This window comes from Exiguobacterium sp. s123, from assembly GCF_018617075.1.
GTDB classification, from domain to species: Bacteria; Bacillota; Bacilli; order Exiguobacteriales; family Exiguobacteriaceae; genus Exiguobacterium; species Exiguobacterium profundum.
The window spans coordinates 523,066-545,871 of the sequence record NZ_JACSJL010000001.1 but is presented as its reverse complement, the minus strand read 5'-3'; the positions used below and the strand labels follow the sequence as shown (position 1 = coordinate 545,871).

General features: G+C 46.3%; 23 protein-coding genes and 1 other annotated feature. Of the genes, 19 read left to right on the top strand and 4 right to left on the bottom strand.

The annotated features are described in order from the left end of the window. The 11 genes from ruvX (at position 1) to KNO72_RS02800 (ending at position 10,331) form a co-directional block, all read left to right on the top strand. The gene (ruvX, locus tag KNO72_RS02850) at positions 1-423 is read left to right on the top strand and encodes a Holliday junction resolvase RuvX (RefSeq protein WP_015881197.1); all 423 of its coding nucleotides are present in this window, start codon (positions 1-3) and stop codon (positions 421-423) included. A gap of 13 nt (positions 424-436) precedes the next feature. After that, the gene (locus KNO72_RS02845; RefSeq protein WP_078146594.1) at positions 437-733 is read left to right on the top strand and encodes a DUF1292 domain-containing protein; all 297 of its coding nucleotides are present in this window, start codon (positions 437-439) and stop codon (positions 731-733) included. Between the two features lie 68 nt (positions 734-801). Further along, positions 802-1,944 (top strand): endolytic transglycosylase MltG, encoded by a 1,143-nt coding sequence (mltG, locus tag KNO72_RS02840; protein ID WP_078146595.1) that lies wholly within the window; start codon positions 802-804, stop codon positions 1,942-1,944. 62 nt (positions 1,945-2,006) lie between these two features. After that, positions 2,007-2,648 carry an O-methyltransferase gene (locus KNO72_RS02835; protein ID WP_015881200.1) on the top strand — a complete coding sequence of 214 codons (642 nt, stop codon included), beginning with the start codon at positions 2,007-2,009 and terminating at the stop codon, positions 2,646-2,648. A 16-nt stretch (positions 2,649-2,664) separates the two neighbouring features. After that, complete coding sequence (gene udk / locus KNO72_RS02830) at positions 2,665-3,300, top strand: uridine kinase (protein WP_214757295.1); 636 nt, start codon at positions 2,665-2,667, stop codon at positions 3,298-3,300. A 67-nt stretch (positions 3,301-3,367) separates the two neighbouring features. Further along, on the top strand, positions 3,368-3,841 hold the full coding sequence (gene greA / locus KNO72_RS02825) for a transcription elongation factor GreA (protein WP_015881202.1): 474 nt from the start codon (positions 3,368-3,370) through the stop codon (positions 3,839-3,841). Positions 3,842-3,895: 54 nt separating this feature from the next. Next, on the top strand, positions 3,896-4,597 hold the full coding sequence (gene mtnN / locus KNO72_RS02820) for a 5'-methylthioadenosine/S-adenosylhomocysteine nucleosidase (RefSeq protein ID WP_015881203.1): 702 nt from the start codon (positions 3,896-3,898) through the stop codon (positions 4,595-4,597). Positions 4,598-4,682: 85 nt separating this feature from the next. Next, on the top strand, positions 4,683-5,642 hold the full coding sequence (locus tag KNO72_RS02815; protein WP_214684586.1) for a beta-ketoacyl-ACP synthase III: 960 nt from the start codon (positions 4,683-4,685) through the stop codon (positions 5,640-5,642). Continuing rightward, positions 5,639-6,871 (top strand): beta-ketoacyl-ACP synthase II, encoded by a 1,233-nt coding sequence (gene fabF / locus KNO72_RS02810; RefSeq protein WP_214757166.1) that lies wholly within the window; start codon positions 5,639-5,641, stop codon positions 6,869-6,871. Before KNO72_RS02815 ends, fabF begins: the two co-directional genes overlap by 4 nt. Positions 6,872-6,937: 66 nt before the next feature. Further along, complete coding sequence (locus KNO72_RS02805) at positions 6,938-8,470, top strand: peptide ABC transporter substrate-binding protein (protein WP_214757164.1); 1,533 nt, start codon at positions 6,938-6,940, stop codon at positions 8,468-8,470. Positions 8,471-8,672: 202 nt separating this feature from the next. Further along, positions 8,673-10,331 (top strand): peptide ABC transporter substrate-binding protein, encoded by a 1,659-nt coding sequence (locus KNO72_RS02800; RefSeq protein WP_214684583.1) that lies wholly within the window; start codon positions 8,673-8,675, stop codon positions 10,329-10,331. A gap of 104 nt (positions 10,332-10,435) precedes the next feature. On the opposite strand, the gene trpS is transcribed toward KNO72_RS02800, so the two are convergent. Further along, positions 10,436-11,437, bottom strand: a complete 1,002-nt coding sequence (trpS, locus tag KNO72_RS02795; protein ID WP_214684582.1) for a tryptophan--tRNA ligase — start codon at positions 11,435-11,437, stop codon at positions 10,436-10,438. Positions 11,438-11,487: 50 nt separating this feature from the next. Next, positions 11,488-11,696: a binding site (T-box leader), on the bottom strand. A 42-nt stretch (positions 11,697-11,738) separates the two neighbouring features. Next, positions 11,739-12,107: a DUF3899 domain-containing protein gene (locus KNO72_RS02790; RefSeq protein ID WP_214757163.1), complete on the bottom strand. Its 369-nt coding sequence runs from the start codon at positions 12,105-12,107 to the stop codon at positions 11,739-11,741. Between the two features lie 269 nt (positions 12,108-12,376). Between KNO72_RS02790 and KNO72_RS02785 the strand changes: the two genes are divergently transcribed. The 5 genes from KNO72_RS02785 to KNO72_RS02765 all read left to right on the top strand — a co-directional run bounded on the left by KNO72_RS02785 (position 12,377) and on the right by KNO72_RS02765 (position 18,301). Further along, on the top strand, positions 12,377-13,996 hold the full coding sequence (locus tag KNO72_RS02785; RefSeq protein ID WP_078146601.1) for a peptide ABC transporter substrate-binding protein: 1,620 nt from the start codon (positions 12,377-12,379) through the stop codon (positions 13,994-13,996). Positions 13,997-14,302: 306 nt separating this feature from the next. Further along, positions 14,303-15,229, top strand: coding sequence for an oligopeptide ABC transporter permease (opp3b, locus tag KNO72_RS02780; protein ID WP_078146602.1), 927 nt, complete (start codon positions 14,303-14,305; stop codon positions 15,227-15,229). Next, complete coding sequence (gene opp3C, locus KNO72_RS02775; RefSeq protein WP_078146603.1) at positions 15,229-16,254, top strand: oligopeptide ABC transporter permease; 1,026 nt, start codon at positions 15,229-15,231, stop codon at positions 16,252-16,254. Before opp3b ends, opp3C begins: the two co-directional genes overlap by 1 nt. A 23-nt stretch (positions 16,255-16,277) precedes the next feature. Beyond that, positions 16,278-17,351, top strand: a complete 1,074-nt coding sequence (locus KNO72_RS02770; protein WP_015881213.1) for an ABC transporter ATP-binding protein — start codon at positions 16,278-16,280, stop codon at positions 17,349-17,351. Continuing rightward, on the top strand, positions 17,351-18,301 hold the full coding sequence (locus KNO72_RS02765; protein ID WP_015881214.1) for an ABC transporter ATP-binding protein: 951 nt from the start codon (positions 17,351-17,353) through the stop codon (positions 18,299-18,301). Before KNO72_RS02770 ends, KNO72_RS02765 begins: the two co-directional genes overlap by 1 nt. Positions 18,302-18,378: 77 nt before the next feature. On the opposite strand, the gene KNO72_RS02760 is transcribed toward KNO72_RS02765, so the two are convergent. Next, positions 18,379-18,912 carry an HD domain-containing protein gene (locus tag KNO72_RS02760; RefSeq protein ID WP_214684581.1) on the bottom strand — a complete coding sequence of 178 codons (534 nt, stop codon included), beginning with the start codon at positions 18,910-18,912 and terminating at the stop codon, positions 18,379-18,381. A gap of 537 nt (positions 18,913-19,449) precedes the next feature. Here KNO72_RS02760 and spxA point away from each other — a divergent pair. From spxA to KNO72_RS02745, 3 genes are all read left to right on the top strand, one after another. Further along, on the top strand, positions 19,450-19,848 hold the full coding sequence (gene spxA / locus KNO72_RS02755; protein ID WP_015881217.1) for a transcriptional regulator SpxA: 399 nt from the start codon (positions 19,450-19,452) through the stop codon (positions 19,846-19,848). A 171-nt stretch (positions 19,849-20,019) separates the two neighbouring features. Further along, on the top strand, positions 20,020-20,676 hold the full coding sequence (gene mecA / locus KNO72_RS02750; RefSeq protein WP_015881218.1) for an adaptor protein MecA: 657 nt from the start codon (positions 20,020-20,022) through the stop codon (positions 20,674-20,676). Positions 20,677-20,739: 63 nt separating this feature from the next. Next, entirely contained in the window at positions 20,740-21,972 is a 1,233-nt protein-coding gene (locus KNO72_RS02745) for a DUF2254 domain-containing protein (protein ID WP_078146605.1), read from the top strand. A 38-nt stretch (positions 21,973-22,010) separates the two neighbouring features. Here the strand turns inward: KNO72_RS02745 and KNO72_RS02740 are convergent, their stop codons facing one another. Beyond that, positions 22,011-22,736 carry an SDR family NAD(P)-dependent oxidoreductase gene (locus KNO72_RS02740; protein ID WP_214757162.1) on the bottom strand — a complete coding sequence of 242 codons (726 nt, stop codon included), beginning with the start codon at positions 22,734-22,736 and terminating at the stop codon, positions 22,011-22,013. Between the last annotated feature and the right edge of the window lie 70 nt (positions 22,737-22,806).

Here is a 22,806-nt window from a genome sequence, read left to right as displayed (position 1 = left end):
ATGAAGCGAGTCATGGGACTCGATGTCGGATCGAAGACGATTGGTGTCGCGGTGAGTGACCTGATGGGATGGACGGCGCAAGGTGTGGAGACGGTCTACTGGACCGAACCTGACTTTGACGAAGCCGTCCGTCTCCTTCGTCCGTTCATCGAGCAGTACGATGTGAAAGAAGTCGTCGTCGGTCACCCGAAAAACATGAATGGGACAGTCGGCCCGCGCGGTGAGGCGTCCGAGGCATTTGCCGAGGCGTTCACAGAACAGACGGGTTTACCTTGCGTGTTGGTGGATGAACGATTAACGACGATGCAAGCGGAACGGATGCTCATTTCAGCAGATGTCAGCCGCAAAAAGAGAAAAGCGGTCATCGACAAAATGGCGGCCGTGATGATTTTACAAAACTACCTGGATCGTTCCGGGAAATAAGGAGGAATCTCTCATGGCAGAAATCCGTCGTGAAGAAGAAATGTACCGTATTCCAGATGAAAATGGAGACGAACATTTATTTGCAGAAATTTTCCGTATGACGAGCGACCGTTCGAAAAAGACATTTGTCGTACTTGAACCGGTCGGCGCACCAGAGACAGAAGACGAAGATACGATTGAAGTATACGCATTTGAAATTGAAGAACTTGAAGATGGCGAATTCATCTTGAAGCTCGTCGAAGACGATGAAGACTTCGAAGAGGTCATGGAAGCATTCGACATCGTCAATGACGAAGTCGGTCTAGACTAAATAGGGGACGGGCGGCTAGGGAATGTCCCTCGTCGCCTCTCTTTATAAAAAGAACAGGGGAGAAATGCATGAATCATCCATCTATGTCAGATGAGAAACGTGCCCGCAACCGGATCGTCCGTCGTATCACGGTTGTCATCCTGGCCATCTTCCTTCTCGTCATTGCCACAGGGTCGGCGCTCGCATATGTCTTTGTGAAGCGTTCCATCGAACCGATTGACCCAACTTCGACTGAAACGGTCGAGATTGAAGTCCCGCTCGGTGCTGGTTCGGGATACATTGGTGAATTACTAGAAGAGAATGGGCTTGTAAGGAGTAGCACGATTTTCCGTTTCTATACACGCTTTAAGAACGAATCGTCGTTCCAGGCGGGGACGTATACGTTATCTCCGTCACAATCAATCGATGAATTGATTGAAACGTTGCAAACAGGTAAAGTCATTGTGGTCCCTGATATTAAGCTCGTCATTCCAGAAGGATTCACGATTGACCAGGTGATTGCGCGACTTGCGAAAGTGGCCGAAATCCCGAAAGAAGAGATTTCTGAGCAGTTGAGCGACCGTGAATACATTCAATCTCTCGTAAACGAGCATGAAATGTTGACGGAGGAAGTCTTGCAGGAAGGCATCTATCATCCGCTTGAAGGATACCTGTTCCCAGCCACATATGAATTCAATAAAGGCGTAACGCTCAATGAAATCATCGATGAGATGTTACTGCCAACCGAAAGTATGTATCAAGAATACAAAGATCGTTTAGCCGATTCAGGACGTACGTTCCATGAGACGCTCGCGCTCGCATCCGTTGTCGAGAAAGAGGCGGTGTCAACGGAAGACCGCAAAGAGATTGCCGGTGTGTTTGAGAATCGCTTAAATGACGGAATGAAGTTACAATCTGACCCGACCGTCTGGTACGGAACGGGGGAAACATCGATTTTCACTTCATTCGCGGACTTAGAGAACGACTCTCTATATAACACGTATCGTTATGAAGGCATTCCGATCGGACCGATTGCGGCCGTGAGCCGTGACGCATTTGAGGCGGTGCTCAACCCGAACGATACGGAGAACATTTACTTCTACGCGCGCCCTCCACGTGAAGGGTTCCCGAACGGGGAAGTCTTGTTCGAGGTCGACTATGAGGATCACCAACAAAACGTCAATAAGTACCGTTCCGAATGGGAAGCGTTTGAAGAAGCAAACAGTAATTGATGGGACGACCGGAAGCGGATGCTTCCGGTCGTTTGAATGAAGAGAGTTAAGAGGTGGAACGAGTGGACCATGCATCCTATGAGGGATATGTAGAAAAACTGATCAATGACCGCTCCCCGCTATTGACGGAGATGGAGGCGTTCGCGCGTGTCCATCACGTCCCAATCATGGATTTGACGGGTTCGGAAGTATTGCTCTCCTTATTGGCGATGCAACGGCCGACCCGAATTCTCGAAGTGGGGACGGCCATCGGCTATAGTGCCATTCGCATGGCGGAGTTGTTACCCGATGCAGAAATCGTCACAATCGAGCGAAATGCTCGTCGTTTTGAAGAAGCGACGGGATTCATCAATCGATCGGACGTGCGCGATCGGATTACGCTCATTCACGGTGATGCCGTCGAATTGATTGGATCGATTGAAGGTGAATTCGATGCCGTGTTTATTGATGCGGCAAAAGGACAATATCAAAAATTTTTTGATGGGTATGGCGCTTTAGTACCAATTGGTGGTACGATTTACAGCGATAATTTGTTTTTACGAGGGGACGTCTTGCTAGAGGACGTGTCGGTTTTAGACCGACGCCGACGTCGGCTTGTTCGTCTCGTGAAGCAGTTTACTGAGCAATTGATGGCACGGACCGATTATCATACTGCAATTTTGCCCCTTGGTGATGGCCTAGCAATCAGTCGTAAATTACGATGAGGAGGACTTAACTTTGATGCAACATAAACCCGTCATTATTGGCGTGGCCGGGGGTACCGGATCAGGAAAAACGACCGTGGCCCGCGCGCTCGTCGATGCGTTTCAAGGTCAATCGGTCGTCATGATCGAGCAAGACGCGTACTATAAGGATCAATCAGAGATGACCATGGAGGAGCGGTACAAGACGAACTACGACCACCCCTTCGCCTTTGATAACGATTTGTTGATTGAACATATCCAACAGTTACAACAACATCAGGCGATTGAGAAGCCGGTCTATGACTATGCGGCTCACACGCGTTCAAGTGAAACCATCTTGATCGAGCCCGTCGATGTCGTCATCGTCGAAGGAATCTTGGCACTCGAGGATGCACGTTTGCGTGAATTGATGGATATTAAAGTGTTCGTGGATACAGATGCGGACGTTCGAATCTTGCGTCGCATGCAGCGTGATATCAATGAACGTGGACGTTCAATCGACTCGGTCGTGGCGCAGTACACGAATGTCGTCCGCCCGATGCATTTGCGGTTCTGTGAACCGACGAAGCGTTATGCAGACATCATCGTTCCTGAAGGCGGAGAAAACTTTGTTGCAATCGATTTACTCGTGACAAAAATCCGTTGGGTGCTCACTGAGCGCAATCGCGCTTGAGGAAATAAATCGTTTTCAATTCAACCCTAGCTGTAATATACTAGGAGACAATGAAGGAGTGACAGAAATGGCTGAAAAACAACACTATATGACGTTAGACGGAAAAGCGAAAATCGAACATGAATTAAACGAACTGAAGACGGTCCGCCGTAAAGAAGTCGTTGAAAATATTAAGATTGCTCGTGACTTCGGTGACTTGTCAGAGAACGCGGAATATGACGCGGCGAAAGAAGAACAAGCGATGGTCGAAGGACGCATCGCACAATTAGAAGAGATGCTCCGTAACGCGGTCATCATTCAAGATGATGCAGGCGATAACTCGGTTGTCTCAATCGGGAAGACGGTAACGTTCTTCATCCAAGAAGATAATGAAGACGAGACGTATACAATCGTTGGTGGAGCTGAGGCAGACCCGTTCACAGGGAAAATCTCGAACGAATCACCGATCGCCAAGGCACTTCTTGGTCGTACGATTGGTGATGTGGTCACGGTGCAAACACCAGGTGGCGACATGGTCGTCGAAATTAAAGAAATCAAATAAATTGTTGAGCGACCTCCTATTCGGAAGTCGCTCTCTTTCTGAGGAGGAAACGGAATGAAAGTAGGCATCATCGGCGCGATGGAAGAAGAAGTGAATTTACTTCGGAACGAGTTGACAGAACGAGTAGACACTGAAATCGCGAACTATCATTTTTATGAGGGCTATCTTGGAAACATGCAAGTTGTCATCTTGAAGTCAGGCATCGGGAAGGTCAATGCAGCCATCGGCACGACACTTTTGATTGATAAGTTCAAACCGGACGTCGTCATCAATACGGGTTCTGCCGGCGGTTTTAAAAAGGGAATGAAAGTCGGAGACGTCGTCGTCTCGACGGAAGTTCGTCATCACGATGTCGACGTGACGGCATTCGGATATGAATATGGACAAGTACCAGGCATGCCGCCGGCGTATGAGGCGGATGCCAAGCTCGTCAGCGTCTGTAAAGATGTCATTGAAAACTTGCCGGACGTGAACGTGCACCAGGGATTGATCGTGACAGGAGATTCGTTCATCAACGATTCGAAACGCGTGGCGGACATCCTCGGTCATTTCGATGGCGTCGCAGCCGTCGAAATGGAGGCTGCTCCGATCGCCCAAACGTGCTATCAGTTTGGTGTCCCGTTCGTCGTCACACGCTCGATTTCAGACAGTGCGGACGAAGAAGCGAATCTGTCGTTTGATGAGTTCTTGGAGACAGCATCGATCAATTCTGCGAAGATGGTCATGGCTGTCACGAAGCGTTTAGAACAAGCTTAATCCAGTCTACACGAGGAGGATGCATTGACATCCTCTTTTTATTCCCTTATATTAGTACCAGATACTAAGAATAGGGGTCGACGATATGAATATTGGAATCATCGGCATCGGGTCGTTCTTACCGGACAATCGGGTGACAAATATCGATTTAGAAAAACGAATGGATACGAGCGATGAGTGGATTCGTACACGTACAGGCATCGAGGCACGTCATTTGGCTGAGGGTGATGTGACGGTCGCGGATATGGCGACACGTGCCGCTGAACGGGCGTTACAGAGCGCGGGCGTCGCAATCGATGAGATTGAAGCGATCGTCTGTGCGACGGCTACAGCACCAGCCTTCCCGGCAACCGCATGTGTGGTACAGGCGAATCTCGGAGCGAAAGCCGCTGTCGCCTTCGATGTGAGCGCGGCATGTAGCGGTTTCATCTTCGCGATGGACACGGCGAAGAGTCTCATGGATTCAAAAGGATTGAAAAAGACGCTCGTCATTGGCGCAGAGAAGATGGGAAGTCTAATTGATTGGGATGACCGATCGACTGCTGTCCTCTTCGGGGACGGAGCAGGGGCTGTCGTGCTCGGGGAAGACGAGATCGCTTCAATTGACTCACTTGTGCTCGGAAGTGACGGGACAGGTGGAAAACATCTGTATGAGAATGAAGAAGGTAAAATCGTCATGAACGGTCGCGAAGTCTTCAAGTTTGCCGTTCGGAAGATGCCCGAAATCGTGCTTGAAGCGCTAGACAAAGCAGACAAGACGTTGGAAGATCTTGACGTCCTCGTTCCACACCAGGCGAACCGTCGAATCATCGACGCTGCGATGGAACGGTTACACTTAGAAGAAGAGAAAGTGGTCATGACCATTCAAGACCATGCGAATACATCAGCAGCTTCCATTCCACTCGCTTTGGCCGAAGCGGTCAAGTCTGGCAAAATCCAAGATGGACAAACGGTCGTCATCGCAGGGTTTGGTGCCGGACTCACCTGGGGGGCTAGCTGTCTGACATGGAATCACGCAACCATTACGGAGGGGAATCATTTATGAAACGAGTAGTAGTGACAGGATTAGGAGTCGTATCACCATTAGGAAACGATGTCTCAACAATGTGGGACCGTCTTTTAAAAGGGGAAAACGCCATTGATACGTTGACGAAGATCGACATCAGTCAATATCCGGCCAAGGTCGGTGCGGAAGTGAAGGAATGGAACATCGATCATTTAGTCGAACCGAAGGAAGCACGTAAGATGGACTCCTTCATCCAATATTCTTTACTTGCGGCAGACGCTGCCCATAAGGACAGCGGACTCGACGTGAAAGCCATCGCGGACGATGTCGGGATTTGGATCGGGAGCGGGATTGGTGGCGTCGAGACGATTGACAAACAGTCGGCCATCCTTCATGACCGTGGACCACGTCGCGTCAGCCCGTTCTTCATTCCGATGATGATTCCGAACATGGCGAGCGGACAAGTATCCATCTATCTTGGAGCAAAAGGACCGAGCAACTGTTCCGTGACGGCTTGTGCGTCAGGGACGAACTCCATTGGGGAAGCGTTCCGTGTCATTCAACGTGGAGATGCGATCGCCATGTTCGCAGGTGGAGCGGAAGCGCCAATCACACCACTCTCGTTCGCAGGTTTTTGTTCAAACAAAGCCCTTTCAACGAATCCAGACCCGAACACGGCGTGCCGTCCGTTCGATGAAAACCGTGACGGATTCGTCATGGGTGAAGGAGCCGGGGTGCTCGTCTTAGAGGAGTATGAACATGCAAAAGCACGTGGTGCGAAAATGTACGCTGAAGTTGTTGGATATGGGATGAGTTCGGATGCTTACCATATCACAGCACCATCCCCTGAAGCTGAGGGCGGTTCGAAAGCGATGAGTGAGGCGATTCGAGACGCCGGAATCACGCCAGAAGATGTTCAATACATTAACGCGCACGGAACGAGTACACCACTCAACGATATGCTCGAGACGAAAGCGATTCGTCGTGTGTTCGGGGAACACGCTGATAAGCTCGCCGTCAACTCGTCAAAATCGATGATCGGTCACCTTCTTGGTGGTGCAGGTGGCGTCGAGGCCGTCATCACAGCATTATCGATTCACGAAGGCAAGATTCATCCAACGATTAACTGCGAATCACCAGCAGCAGATTGTGATTTGGATTATATACGTGAAGGAAATCGGGAACTTGACATTCGTTATGCACTCAGTAACTCACTCGGCTTCGGGGGCCACAATGCGACACTCGCATTTGCAAAAGTGATGAACTGACGGTAGAAAAAACACACAAAAAAGGTTAGGGTATAAGGGTTGGTCTAACAGAAAGGAGTGCAACGAATGAAAAAGAAATCATTCATCGTGGCCGCCTTGTTAGGTTCAGTCCTTATCCTTTTTTTATTTATTTGGAACGAACAACGAGAGCAGTCACGCAAACTAGTACCAGTAGAAGAACAACAATTGACGATTTACGGGGAGTCACTTCCGACTCAGCCGGATGTCATGCTAGCAATCGATCCGTCATCTCAAACAATCCTGTCCCATCTCTATGAAGGCCTGTATCGATTCGGAGCAGACGGGTCCATCGAACCAGCGCTCGTTGAGAAGTTAGAGCGATCCGAAGATGGAACGGTCTATACATTCACATTAAAAGAGAGTGTGACGACAGAAGGGAATGCGATTGACGCGCAAACATTCGTCGATCACTTCCAAAAACTCGTGGACGTTGATACGAATTCACCGTTCAGCTTCTTACTCGCAGATGTTCAATCTGCAAAAGAAATCGGGCTTGGTCAACAAGAACCGGATACGCTAGGGGTCAAGGCAATTGATGACCGGACGCTCGAGCTGACTCTTGTCCGTTCGATGGAAGGGTTCGAACAGATTTTGGCGATGCCCGCATTTTTACCTCAACCAAATGTGGAAGCATGGGAAGAACTAGAGACGAACGGTCCATTTAAAATCAAGGCAATCGGAGATACGACCATCTCGTTACATAAAAATGAAACGTACCGAGAAGCTGAACAGGTGACGCTTGAAACGATTACCATTAATAGTGAAGCGAACTTGACGGAAGCGACAGGGATGCAACCCGTCCCATACGATTTTGACGTTTCCACGATTGATGAGGAAATTTTGAACGTACAGGAAGTTCCACGAAGTGGAGTCTTTTATTTAAAGCCGAATGTAAAAAAAGCCCCGTTTAATGATGTAGCGTTCCGACAAGCCATCGCATTGACGCTTAAGCGGTCGGAAATCGAGGATTCACTCGCGCGAGCGGAACAGACGACAGAACGATTACTCGTCATCGCCCAAGAGGATTCGATCGCACAATTAGAAGGAAACGCAGACCAATTGTTTGACACCGTGAAGAAACGGCTGAAGAAAGATGAACTCGAAATCGAGCTGCTCAGCTTTGTCGATGACGAAGCGCGTCAAATCTCCGCAAAATTAAAGAAGAATTTGGAACAGTTGGATGGTTTGACCGTTAACATTATCGAGCTCCCCCTAGGAGAAAAAGTTAGGAAAGAAGTCTCAGGGGATTATGCGTTTTCTCTATCAGGCTGGCAACCGGACTATCCGATGTTATCCGCCTATTTGACTCAATTTGAAACAAACGATGTCCTCAATTCGAGTCGATATGCCAGCGAATCGTATGATCAATTGATGGATCAGGCTCGCTCAACAGATCGGTTGGAAGAACGAAATGAGATTTTCCGAGAATCGGAGGCACAGCTGTTAGAAGAGGCTGTTGTTATGCCAATCTATCAAGCTGGACGTTCTTATGTGATCGAGAAAGGTTATGACCATATCGGTTTTCCGGTCATCGGTCCTTCATATGTCCTAACCTTTGCGAAAAAATACGAAAATTGAGCTAAAAGCCCGCCACTGTAGGCGGGCTTTTTGACTATAGATAAAATTTTTTAGAAAAATCAAAATAAACACTTTGCAAAATTATCAGAATATTGTATTATTGCATCAACGGGATTTTGGTAACAAATACTGTCAGAAGAAATGACTGAATTTTCTACCATCATTCACTTCGTTAAAACGAAAAAATCAGGGGGTCATCGCAATGAATAAGAAAAAAGGTTTTGCTTTAGCATCATCGGTTACACTTCTATCTAGTGCATTCCTAGCTGCATGTTCGACAGGGGAAGAAGAAACAGGGTCTTCAAATGGATCAGGTTCGGAAGGTTCTGCAGACGAAGCGCAAGTCCTCAACTTGCTCGACGGTTCAGATATTCCTTCACTTAACCCGACACTCGCAACAGATGCTGTATCGTTCAACGTCTTAAACAACGTTAACGAAGGTCTCTACCGTATGGACAAAGAAGACAACCCGACTCCGGGTATGGCTGAAGACCACAAAGTTTCAGAGGACGGGAAAACGTACACGTTCAAAATCCGTGAAGGCGCGACTTGGTCAAACGGGGAGCCTGTCACAGCGAACGACTTCGAATACGCTTGGAAAGAAGTACTCAACCCAGATAACGCATCACAATATGCATACGTTATGTCAATCATCGAAGGCGCAGAAGCGTACAACACAGGTGAAGGCGAGCGCGATGCTGTAGGCGTTAAAGCAATCGACGATCAAACACTTGAAGTTAAATTGACAGCACCAGCTGACTACTTCCTCGGATTGACTAGCTTCGGCGTATTCATGCCAAAACTCGAGTCATTCGATAAAGAGCAAGGCGAGAACTTCGGTACATCTGCAGAGACGACTCTCTACAACGGACCGTTCAAACTCGACAGCTGGGAGCGCGAGCAAGGCTGGAAGATGGTCAAGAACGAAGACTATTGGGATGCTGACACAGTTAAACTTGAAGAAATCAACGTTAAAGTCGTTAAAGAAGTTTCAACAGGTGTTAACTTGTATGAAAACGGTGACGTGGACCGTACAGGCTTGACTTCTGAACTCGTTGCTCAATACCAAGACAACGAAGACTTCTCAACTGTCGTTGAACCAACAATCTTCTACCTCCAGTTCAACACGAAAGTGAAAGAACTCGACAACCAAAAAATCCGTAACGCGATTGACCGCGCTTATGACAAAACAGCGATCTCAGAAACACTTCTTGCGAACGGTTCAATCCCTGCAAACTTCTTCGTACCAAAAGACTTCGTAACAGGTCCAGACGGAAAAGACTTCCGTGAAGGCAATGGCGACATCGGTGGCTACAACGTAGAAGAAGCACAAAAACTTTGGGAAGAAGGGCTCAAAGAGCTCGGAACAGACAAAGTTGAACTTGAACTTCTCAACTACGACTCAGAGTCTGCGAAGCAAATCGGTGAGTTCATCAAAGGTGAACTTGAGAAGAACCTTCCAGGTATGAGCGTTTCAATCAAGCAACAACCATTCAACAACAAACTTGACCTTGAAAACAAAGGGGACTTCGAGTTTACGTTCGCTGGTTGGGGCCCTGACTATCAAGATCCAATGACATTCGTTGATCTCTTCGTCACAGACGGACCATACAACCGTGGTAAATGGTCGAACGAAGAGTTCGATAAACTCATTGCTGATGCGAAAGCAAGCACAGACCCAGCTGAGCGTTGGAAGCAATTGCAAGATGCAGAGAAAATCGTTCTTGAAGAGAACGCAATCTCGCCAGTTTACCAACGTGGATCAGCTCGCCTCACGAAACCTTACGTTAAGGGAATCGTTGAGCACGCATTCGGTGCGGACTACTCTTACAAGTGGGCTTCAATCGAAGGCAAAGAATAATCAAGTCATCTTACGAAGAGAGACAGGGACGCCTGTCTCTCTTTTTATGTACATTTTTTAATACAAAAAAGAACTCTCACATGGAGAGTTCTGTCACAACAAGCTTATTTTTTCACTTTGGCGCGCTTACGACTGAGACCCATCGCTTTTTCAATCTTCGCGAGATTCTTATTTGCGACGGCTTCAGCTTTCGCACGACCGGCATCAAGAATTTCATCGAGTTCTGGAGAGTCGAGCAATTCGTGATAACGAGCTTGAATTGGTTCAAGTAGAGCAACAACCGCTTCCGCCACATCTTGTTTGAACGTCCCATAGTTCGAGTTCTCATATTGTTTGACGAGATCATCGATTGGGGTCCCTGTCGAAAGCGAGTAAATTTCTAACAAGTTCGAAATCCCCGGTTTATTCTCCCGATCAAATGAGATGACACCACTCGAATCTGTGACGGCACTCTTGATTTTCTTGCGGATGACATTCGGCTCGTCGAGCATCGAGATATATCCTTTGGCATTCGAATCCGATTTCGACATCTTCTTCACGGGATTCGTGAGAGACATGATCCGTGCGCCTTCTTTTTGAATGAGTGGTTCCGGCATCGTGAATGTCTCGTAATAACGTTTGTTAAAGCGTTCCGCCAAGTCACGAGTAAGTTCGATGTGTTGCTTTTGGTCGTCTCCGACTGGAACGAGTTCCGTATTGTATAACAAAATATCAGAAGCCATGAGCGTCGGGTAGACGAACAACCCTGCGCCTACATTCTCGCTGCCTTGCGACTTGTCTTTATACTGCGTCATACGACCGAGCTCGCCCATGCCGGCGATACAAGTTAACATCCAACCGAGTTGAGCGTGTGCTTTTACTTCAGACTGTACGAAAATCGTCGCTTTCTCCGGGTCGAGACCGGACGCGAGATAAAGTGCTGCTAATTTTCGCGTGTTGTTCATGAGCTCGACACGGTCGAGTTGAACAGTAATTGAATGTAAATCGACGATACAATAATAGGCATTGTTGTCGTCTTGTAGGTCGACGAATTGTTTCATCGCGCCAAGGTAGTTCCCGAGCGTCACGACGCCGGTCGGTTTGATTCCTGAAAAAATCGTTGCCATGTGAATACACCTCCGAAAAATATAAAAAACCGCAGTCGTCCTCCCGAATAAATCGGGACGAATAACCGCGGTGCCACCCAAATTTGCATATACTATGCCACTTGAACGCGTTAACGGGCGTGAACCGTCTCGCCATACTTTTTGTTCAGGCGAGCCACTCCGAAGTCCATTCATTCAATAACTTTTCATCTACTCACAGCACCGTAGACTCTCTGAGGAAAAGGGGAATTGAATTACTTGTCTTCATCCAAGCGTTCTTATTCTGCATTTAGTTTAGCACAGGATTCAAGTGACGAAAAGATTAAATAAAAGCGACGAGAAATGAGAGAGCGATACTTCCAACTCCGACATACACCCAGTTCCAAGCCGATTGTTTACGGAGTTGTCGATCTTCCGGATCTTCTTCCTCATCCTCTTCGTAATCGGCATCAATTTCCTTCAACCTTGCGCGTCGATTGCGTTTAAATCCGTACATGATTCCGTCAAATAGACCGGATGCACTCATATGGGAGAACATCCCGATGGCAAAGATGAGTATACCTGATACAAATAAGCCACCACTTAAGTGAAACGTGAAAGATTCACTTAGGAAATAGGAAAAAATCGACCAAACGGTATAGAGAAGTGTGACAATTCCCCAAACAAAAAATATACTTCGAAACTTTTTCAACGATGTAATCTCCTTTCAATCGATAAAAGAAATGTGTCAACATTCCGTGTTTCTTCTATGATACTAGGAACGTAGGGCATAAAGCGAGTAAGAAAATGATGTCGAATGATAGCGGTTCATTCAATAGTTGACAGTTTCATTAAAAATTTCTTACAATAGCCCTAACGTTCTTTCGTCGAATACTTTATGAAATATTCAGAAAATTAAAGAAAAAGTAAGATGTTTATTCGACGATCGGCTAGCTTTTCAAAATGAAAGGGGAAATCGCAATGAAGAAAAAATCGATTTTGCTCATGATGACGATCATCTTGGCACTCGGTTCAGTTCTCGCGGCTTGTTCAACAGGCGGAGACTCTGATGGCGGCAGTTCTTCTTCAAACGGAGAAAAAGTTCTTCGTTTGACGGATACGTCAGATATCACAACAGCCGATCCGGCTCTTGCTACAGACGCGGTCGCATTCAACTTGATCGCCAACACAATGGAAGGTCTTTACCGTCTTGATAAAGATGGAAATGCCGTCCCGGCACTTGCTGAAGGCGAACCAGAAGTAAACGAAGACGAAACGGTTTACACGTTCAAACTTCGTGATGCTGAATGGTCAAACGGGGAACCGGTCACAGCAAACGACTTTGTTTACGCTTGGCAACGAGCTGTTGATCCTGCAACAGGCTCACAGTACGCTTACATCATGAACACAGTTAAAAACGCTGAAGCAATCAACACTGGTGACACACCAAAAGAAGAGCTTGGCGTAAAAGCAATCGATGAGAAGACACTCGAAGTTACACTCGAGCGTCCAGACCCATCATTCCTTTCACTTACTTCGTTCGGTACATTCACTCCGATCAACGAAGCATTCGCTACAGAAAAAGGTGAAGACTTCACGACTGGTCCTGAAAACCTTCTTTATAACGGACCGTTCACATGGACTAAATGGGATCGTGAACAAGGCTATGTCTTAACGAAAAACGAATCATATTGGGATGCAGAAAATGTTGCTCTCGACTCAGTTGATGTGAAAGTTGTTAAAGAAACATCTACAGTCGTGAACTTGTATGAAGCGGGCGATGTCGACTATGCTGGTCTCGCATCAGAACAAGTCGCAGCATTCCAAGAAGATGAAGATTACAACACAGGTCTTCGTTCTGCAGTTGGTTACTTCAAGTTTAACCATGAAGATGAACTTTTCTCTGATGTAAATGCACGTAAAGCAATCGCACGTGCAGTCGACCCATCAGGAATTATCGATCAGCTCTTGAACAACGGTTCAGTAGCAACGACGTCATTCATCCCGAAAGACTTCATCAAGTATGAAGACGGAACGGATTATACAGAAGGCGTGGAATACTTCAAAACAAACACTGAAGAAGCTGCTTCACTTTGGGAAGAAGTAACCGGTGGAGAAGCAACAACAATCGAACTCCTCTCGTTCGACAGTGAAGTATCGAAACAAATCTCTGAGTACATGAAAGGTCAAATCGAGTCGAACTTGCCGAACGTAACGGTTGAGATCGCTCAACAACCTTTCAACAACAAACTTGAGCGTGAAGCAAAAGGGGACTACCAAATGTCATTCGCACTTTGGGGACCTGACTACCAAGATCCGCTTACGAACCTTGGTATCTTCACTTCAGACAATGGACAAAACGACATCAACTACTCGTCATCTGAGTATGACAAGTTGATTGATGAGGCATCTGCTGAAACAAGCATCGATGCACGTTACGACTTGTTCAAAGAAGCTGAAGCTCTCTTGATTGAACAAGATCAAGCAATCATGCCTATCTACCAAGCTGGTGTGGCATACTTGATCCGTCCAAACGTCGAGAACTTCAACCGTCAATTATTTGGTGCTGATTACCAGTACAAATACGTTGATATTAAGTAATGGAAGGAGGGGGCATGCTAACCGCATGTCCCCAATTTTCTAAAAAATTCTAGCGAAGTATGAGAAAATACTGTTCAAATGTTTTGTTGGTAAAGTATAATGTAGTAACAGTGAAAATTCAGAATAATCTCTGAAAAGAATTTTCTTTATTTTCAGTCGCTGTACTAAGAGCCTTGAGATGACGTATAAGCTATTCTTTCAGAAAATTCCTTTCATTTTGTGAATTTGAAAAATAGGTCATATGTCATAGTGATGCTGTTGGTGCAAGTAGTAGAAAGAATTAGACAAAACAGGGGGTTTTTATTCATGGGACGTTATATCCTACAACGGCTGACTTACGGCCTCATCACGTTCTTCTTGATTGCCACGTTCACGTTCTTCCTGATGGACCTGCTCCCAGGTTCGCCTTATCAGAACCAGGAAAAACTGACAGAATCACAAATTCAATTGTTGAATGACCGCTACGGACTCAATGATCCGCTTCCGGTCCGCTATGCGACGTACATTGGAAACATGCTACAAGGTGACCTTGGCGTATCGTTCCGTACGGCTAACCGTCCAGTAACTGAGTTGATTATGGAACGTATCGGTCCATCGGCACAATTAGGGGTTCAGGCATTAGTACTTGGAACTCTATTAGGTGTATTGTTGGGTGTTGTTGCGGCGATTCGTCACAATACGGCAATTGACTATGGTGCAATGTTCGTATCGGTAATAGGGATTTCCGTCCCATCGTTCGTCTTTGCAGCCCTCCTTCAGTACTATGTTGGAGTTAAATTACAGTTGCTCCCGGTAGCATTCTGGGAATCACCAGCTCATACGATTTTACCAACCATCTCGTTATCGCTCGGGGTTACGGCATCAATTGCCCGTTTCGTCCGAACCGAGATGTTAGAAGTAACCGGACAAGACTATGTCACGCTCGCGAAAGCGAAAGGGTTGACGGGTAACGCCATCGTATGGAAACACATGGTACGCAACGCGATGATCCCAGCGATCACGATTCTTGGACCGATGACAGCTGGACTTTTAACGGGTACATTCGTTATCGAGAAAATTTTCGCAGTACCTGGTCTTGGAGAATTGTTCGTTACGTCAATCACGTTGAATGATTACTCTGTCATCATGGGCACGACACTCTTCTTCTCGGCCCTCTTCATTATTATCATTTTACTTGTCGACTTGCTCTATGGGGTTGTGGACCCACGTATTCGTCTTGGGGGGAATAACTGATGATTGAAAACAAAAAGAATTACGAACAGTTCGACCAAGACATGTTCACACCAGTTGAAATGAATGAACAGCTTGGTGAGCGGATTGCCGGAAAAAGTTTGAACTTTTGGCAAGATGCATGGATGCGCCTAAAGAAAAACAAGGCGGCTATCATCTCGCTCTCGATTATTTTAATTCTCGTCGCACTCGCTTTGTTTGGACCGATGCTCTCAAGCCGAGATGCATACGAACAGAACATCTCGCAAGCAAAACTACCGCCTAAAGTCACTGGACTTGAATGGGCTGGATTTGATGGGTTGGCAACACTTGGAGGTCGTGAAATCGACTTCTACGAACAGAAGAATGTAGAAGAAAACTTCTGGTTTGGTACCGATTATCTCGGTCGTGATCTTTGGTCGCGGATTTGGGAAGGGACACGAATCTCCCTCTTCATCGGTTTAGTCGCAGCCATCATCGATACAATCATTGGAGTCGCGTACGGTGGTATTTCAGCTTACTTCGGTGGACGTACGGATAACATCATGCAACGTATTGTTGAAATCTTGACAGGTGTACCTAACTTGATTTTGATCATCTTGTTCATCTTGATCTTTGACCCAGGTGTCTTCACCATCATCCTTGCCATGGCCATCACCGGTTGGATTGGGATGAGTCGACTCGTTCGAGGGCAGATTCTTAAACTCAAAAACCAAGAGTTCGTCTTGGCAGCTCGTACACTCGGTGCTTCAAGTGGACGCTTGATTTTCAAACATTTAATTCCGAACACATTGGGTGCTATTATCATCACACTCATGTTCACGATTCCATCTGCTATTTTCTTCGAGGCATTCCTCAGCTTTATCGGAATCGGGCTTCAACCACCACAGGCATCACTTGGTACGTTGATCAACGATGGATACAAAGAACTACGGACATTCCCGTTCCTTCTTATTATCCCGTCTGTCATCATCGTCTTGCTTATGGTCAGCTTCAACTTGCTTGCTGACGGTTTGCGTGATGCGTTCGATCCGAAAATGCGTAAATAAAAAAGAAAGAGGGGGACTCGTGCATGGAAACGATTTTATCAGTCCGAGACTTAGAGGTCTCGTTCCACACATATGCAGGAACAGTTCAGGCTGTTCGTGGTGTTTCGTTTGATTTGAAAAAAGGCGAGACGCTCGCCATCGTAGGAGAATCGGGTTCAGGTAAATCCGTTACTTCTAAGGCAATTATGCGTCTCATTCCGAACCCTCCAGGTGAAATCACGAACGGAGAAATCATGTTCGAAGGAAAAGACTTGGCGAAACTTTCGGAAAAAGAAATGCTTAAAATTCGTGGTCGCGACATCGCAATGATTTTCCAAGACCCGATGACATCGCTCAACCCGACGATGACGATTTACAAGCAAATCGCAGAAGGGTTGAAACAGCACCAAGGGTTAACGGGTGAGGATGCGAAGAAACGTACGCTCGAACTGTTGACACTTGTAGGGATTCCAAACCCTGAAGCACGCTTGAAACAGTATCCACACCAACTTTCTGGTGGGATGCGCCAACGGATCGTTATTGCGATCGCACTCGCTTGTAACCCAAAAGTGTTGATTGCCGATGAACCGACAACAGCACTCGACGTAACGATTCAAGCGCAGATTCTTGAACTGTTAAAAGACATTCAGCAAAAGACTGGCACAGCGATTATCTTCATCACGCACGACCTTGGCGTTGTTGCGAACATGGCTGACCGTGTTGCTGTTATGTATGCGGGACGTCTCGTTGAAAAAGGAACGGTTGATGAAATTTTCTACGAACCACGTCACCCATACACATGGGGGCTTCTCGGTTCGATGCCGCGTCCGACGGATGACCGCAATGAAGCGTTACCGGCAATCCCGGGTACGCCTCCAAACTTGCTCGATCCTCCAAAAGGGGATGCGTTCGCACCGCGTAATCCATACGCGATGAAGATTGATTTTGAGAAAGAGCCACCGATGTTCCAAGTAAGTGATACACACTTTGCTTCAAGTTGGTTGTTACACCCACAAGCACCAGCGGTTAATCCGCCACGTGCGATTCGTGAACTCGCTCTCAAATATCGTCCAGACAGTGCGTTCGCAAAATCGTTTACGAAAGGTGGTGCTGAATAATGGAACGCGAGAAATTACTCGAGGTAAAAAACCTGAAGCAGCACTTTAAAATTGGTCGTGGCCGTGTTGTCAAAGCGGTCGACGGGATCTCATTCGATATTTACAAAGGTGAAGTGCTTGGGCTCGTAGGTGAGTCTGGTTGTGGGAAGTCAACGACAGGACGTACGATTATCGGTCTCTACGACGCGACGGATGGTGATGTCGTGTTCAAAGGCGAAAACGTCCACGATAAAAAATCGAAGGCAGACAAGTTGAAATTCAACCGTGCGATGCAAATGATTTTCCAAGATCCATACGCTTCGCTCAATCCGCGTATGACAGTCGCCGATATCATTGCAGAAGGAATCGATATTCACGGTCTTGCGAAGACGAAAGAAGACCGCATGAATCGCGTATATGACCTTCTTGAAACAGTTGGTTTGACAAAAGAGCACGCAAGCCGTTATCCACATGAATTCTCAGGTGGTCAGCGTCAGCGTATCGGGATTGCCCGTGCTCTTGCGGTTGAACCGGACTTCATCATCGCCGATGAGCCGATCTCAGCACTTGACGTTTCAATTCAAGCCCAGGTCGTCAACTTGATGAAAGAATTGCAACGCGATCGCGATTTGACGTATTTGTTCATCGCCCACGACTTGTCGATGGTTAAATACATCTCTGACCGTATCGGTGTTATGTATCAAGGTCACCTCGTAGAGCTTGCGACAGCAGATCGCCTTTACGAGAACCCAATTCATGCGTACACGAAATCGCTCCTTTCAGCGATTCCGCTTCCGGACCCGGAGCATGAACGTACACGTAAGCGGATCGTATACGAGTCAACATCAAAAGGTCCAGTCGGCCGTTCAGATGAAGATTCAAGTATCCCGCCACTTCGCGAAGTTGAGCCGGGGCACTATGTCTCGCTCACAGACGAAGAGTACGAAGCGTATAAAGCGCAACTCGTATAACGAAATCAATCCTGACTCATTTATTGAGTCAGGATTTTTTTTGCACAAAAAAATCACCTATTAAAGTAGGTGACTGATTATCCGTTCGAGATGCGTGGTAAATTAGAAAGACGTTCCACGATGGCGTCGATTTGACGGACGCGAGCTAACGCATCTTCAATTTCCATTGTCTCGTAATGATGAAGACCGCCTGGCTGCTCCACATACGTGTCCGCGTCATGGACGAGCTGTTGAAGTGGAGTTCGTTGAATACGATTCGGTGGTAGGTAGGAATCCGTGTGCAAGAGAATCATGACAGAAATCTCTTTTGCTCGGGCTGGATCTTCCCCTAAACGAATCAATAATTTGTGGGCGCGTTCGGCCCCCTTGATCGCATGGATATCGTTCTGACGATACAAATCATAATTCCATTTACCTTCTGTATACCATTCATAGTGTCCGATATCATGAAGAAGCGCAGCTTTCGTCGCCAAATCTGTATCAAGACCACGTTTCGTTGCCATTTCGAGAGCGCGTTCACAGACGTCGACCGCATGTTTTAAGCCAGATCGAGTTAAATATTTTTGGGTAACCGGATGTTTCATAATCGTTTCTAAAGTGATTCTCATCATCGCTCTCCTCCTTAAAAATAAAAAGGTTATTTCTATAAACTATACAGGTTTCTTCAAGTCATTGCAAACGATATCCGTTTAAATTTGAGATGAATGTATAAGAATGATTCACATTTCACAAACGAGTGTGCTATAATTTAAATGTAGATATAGTGCAACTTCAAGATTTTCAGAATCGGTAATGCTCGGTTGGTTCCTTACGCTGTATGGGGGTGAGAGGCCATGAAAGAACGTGACAAGGTTCTGCGAGAGAAAAAGAGACTTTTGAAGGAAGTATTGAAGAAAAAGTTGAAAGACTTACAAGTCAAGCCAGGGAAAGAGACGGTGTCTCAACCGGTTTCTCGAATCCCTGCGTCTTAAGTTAGGTCGTTCAAGGTCGCATTCAACGAATGCGCCCTCTTTTCATATCTGATTGATAAAGAATATCATTGAAGTTTTGATAAATAAGAATTACTATAATTAAGTGGATGCGAATTTGGGTATACAAATAGAGTCACTTAAAAAGATGGACGCATACTCGATCAGGGAGGAAGAAAAATGGTCACACTTTATACGTCTCCAAGCTGTACATCTTGCCGAAAGGCACGGGCTTGGCTCGAAGAACATGATATCCCGTTTACAGAACGAAACATATTTTCAGAACCGCTCTCATTGAATGAGATTAAACAAATTTTACGTATGACAGAAGACGGGACGGATGAAATCATTTCGACTCGCTCGAAAGTCTTTTCTAAAATCGATGTGTCTGTTGATGCGTTATCTCTTCAACAGCTTTACGATTTGATTCAAGAATATCCAGGTCTTTTACGTCGTCCGATTCTGATTGATGAGAAACGTTTACAGGTCGGATATAACGAAGATGAGATTCGTCGATTCTTGCCACGTAAAGTTCGGACGTTCCAATTACAGGAAGCCCAGCGACTTGTGAATGAATGAGAGCATACTGTTTAAGCAGTGTGCTTTTTATTATCGATTATTTCCTATAAAATAAAGTTATAACCCTTCATCTAGATTGAACGATGTTAAAAAGGGTACAAAGATAACAAGACAATTTCCCCTCTCCTCCTTATGTGAATTGGGAGCGAGGTGAGAAGGGAGTGGACAATCGTGAAAATTGAGCGCATCAATGATAATACCGTCAAATTTTTCATCACATACGTGGATATCGAAAAACGTGGTTTTGCTCGTGATGAAATTTGGTACAACCGAGAACGTGGCGAGCAGCTGTTCTGGCAAATGATGGACGAGGCTCACGAACGTGAAGACATCTCGTTTGATGGTCCACTATGGATTCAAGTACAAGCTTTTGAAAAAGGTCTAGAAGTGACTGTGACAATCGCGAAAAATGTAATGGACACGGAAGACGATTCTGAACTCGGTTCGCTTCTTCGATCAGCAATCGATGAGGCACGGGATCAACAATCGGTACTCGACCAATTGAGTGAGTTGGATGAACTTGAAGCCGAGGCAGATGCTTGGGCACCACTCGCGATGGAAACAAATGATTTCGAGGCAATCATTTCGCTGAGTAAACGTACAGGAGACATGTTCAGCGATCTTGATTTGAAACTATACCATTATCAAGACCGTTACTACTTGTGGATTGATTTCCCGGATGAAATGGAACCGGAAGACGAAGAGAATGCACTCAGTCTTTTAGCAGAATATTTAACGTTCAGTACACAGACGCAACCGATGCTTGAAGAGTATGGGAAACTCATTCTCGATGGCGACGTCTTTGCGAAAGTACGTCACTATTTTTAATGGTACATCGCCTGTTCAGTTGGACAGGCGATTTTTTCAAATCGACGGTAAAGAGGTGTTGGTATGGTGAGACGAATTCGATTACTACTTGATGACAGTGCATGGTTTGTCCCATTTTTATACGGAACGGGTGGCATCGTATTAACGGCATTAACCCAAGTGTTTGGGGATTTCTTTCGTGATTTATTACCAGGCTTTATTTATTTAGACCTGGACTCAGCGGCGTCTGTGTTGTCTTCGACATTTACGAGCCTGATGACGATGATGACGTTCAGTTTTTCCACGATTCTGGTCGTATTGACAACGTATTCCTCTCAGTTCTCTCCCCGGACAATCAATAACTTTTTGACGAACACGTCGGCCAAGCATACGCTCGGTCTTTTCATCATGACGACGGTTTATGGAATTTCGAACCTATTCCTCGTCCGTACAGCAGATGAAGGCGTCGTGTTGTCGTCCGGGATCAGTGTGCTCTTAGTTATTGGTTCGATTTGGGCATTCGTCAAGTTCATCCAGACGATCAGTGTTTCGATTCAGGCGGAACGTCTATTATCCGCGTTACATAAAGAAGCGCTCTCCGTCATCAGCGAGCAAAAAGATGCGATTGAGTCGGATGAGGTTCATCTCGTCTTGCCTCGATCTGTCCATTCATTGGAAGGTCAAGCGGTACGAGCTCCGCAAACGGGGTACATCCGATTGTTTTTAAGAGAGAAACAAGGAGATCATGAAACGGACTTTGAGTCCGTCGTAGCCGTCGGGGATTTCGTTGCCAAAGGTGATTTACTCGGGTTTTGGAAAGGCGAGGACGCACCGGATATCGAGTTATTTGAGATTGGGGAAGTGCGTTCTTCGATGCAAGACCCGTCATTTGCGATTGAAAAATTGAGTGAGATTGCGCTAAGAGGAATCTCTCCAGGAATCAATGATCCGAACACCGCAATTCATGCGATTCACTACATCGGGGATATTTTACGAGAACTTTGTGAATTACCAGATGGTGATTTTTTGTATTCGAACGGGAAGTCTGACTGGCATGTGAAACGAAAAACGCTTGAGACGATTCTATTTGAATCGCTATCGCCGATGCAGACTTATGCGAGCCGAGATATCTTTGTGATGGGGTCCGTGTTCGAGGCGATTCGAATGGCGCGCCTCCAAGCACATGAAACACTCGATTCGACATTTGAGGACATGATTCAATATTTTGCGGATGTGATTGATTGGGATCGTCTTCATGCGAAAGAACAGAACTATTTGCGCAATAAAATGAATCGGGCTAAAAAGATGACGACATGAGTAGAGACCACCTGTTCTAAAGAAGAGGTGGTCTCTGTTCAAGACAATGTATATCCGCCATCGACTGTGATGGCTTGGCCGTTAATGTAAGTTGAAGCATCAGTCAATAAAAATTCTACGACCGGCGCCACTTCCTCAGGATGTGCGGCATGTCCCCGGAAATGGTGGGTCATCGCCTCTTTGAACTTTGCTTCACCCCCATATAGCTTGTGACTGAGCGGTGTGTCAATCGGTCCAAAACAAACGGCATTGAATCTTACTTTTCCTTTCATTCGGTGTGCGAACGTTTTAGTTAAGGCTATTACGGCCGCCTTTGAAGCGGCATAGTGCGCGAGCATCGGAGGGAACTTGACGTGCCCAACGATGGCAGCATTGTTGACGACACTCGCTCCTTGGTCAAATAGGGGAATGGCACGTTGTGTGACGGTGTTCAGCGCATACAAGTTGACATCGAATACCTCGTTATACGACTCATGTGTCAAACGTTCAGGTGTGCCCGGTCTACCAAAAGTAGCAGCGTTATTGAATAATCCGTTCAAGGTCACACCTTGTTCTTTCAATTGAGAGAAAAGATGGTCGATGTCCTCTATCGAAGCAAGGTCACATCGAATAAATATGGCTTGTCCATTTGAATCAGACTCGAGAGCGGCGCCTCTTGTTTCATCCCGACCGATCCCGATGACTCGGTGCCCTTTAGCAGTCAACTGTAAAGCGACGGCGCGACCAATCCCGCTTGTCGCACCTGTGATCAGAAAAGTCCCCATAATTCATTCGCTCCCCTCAAAAAGATGACGTTACGATGTATAATTAATGATAATACATGACAGAAACGAG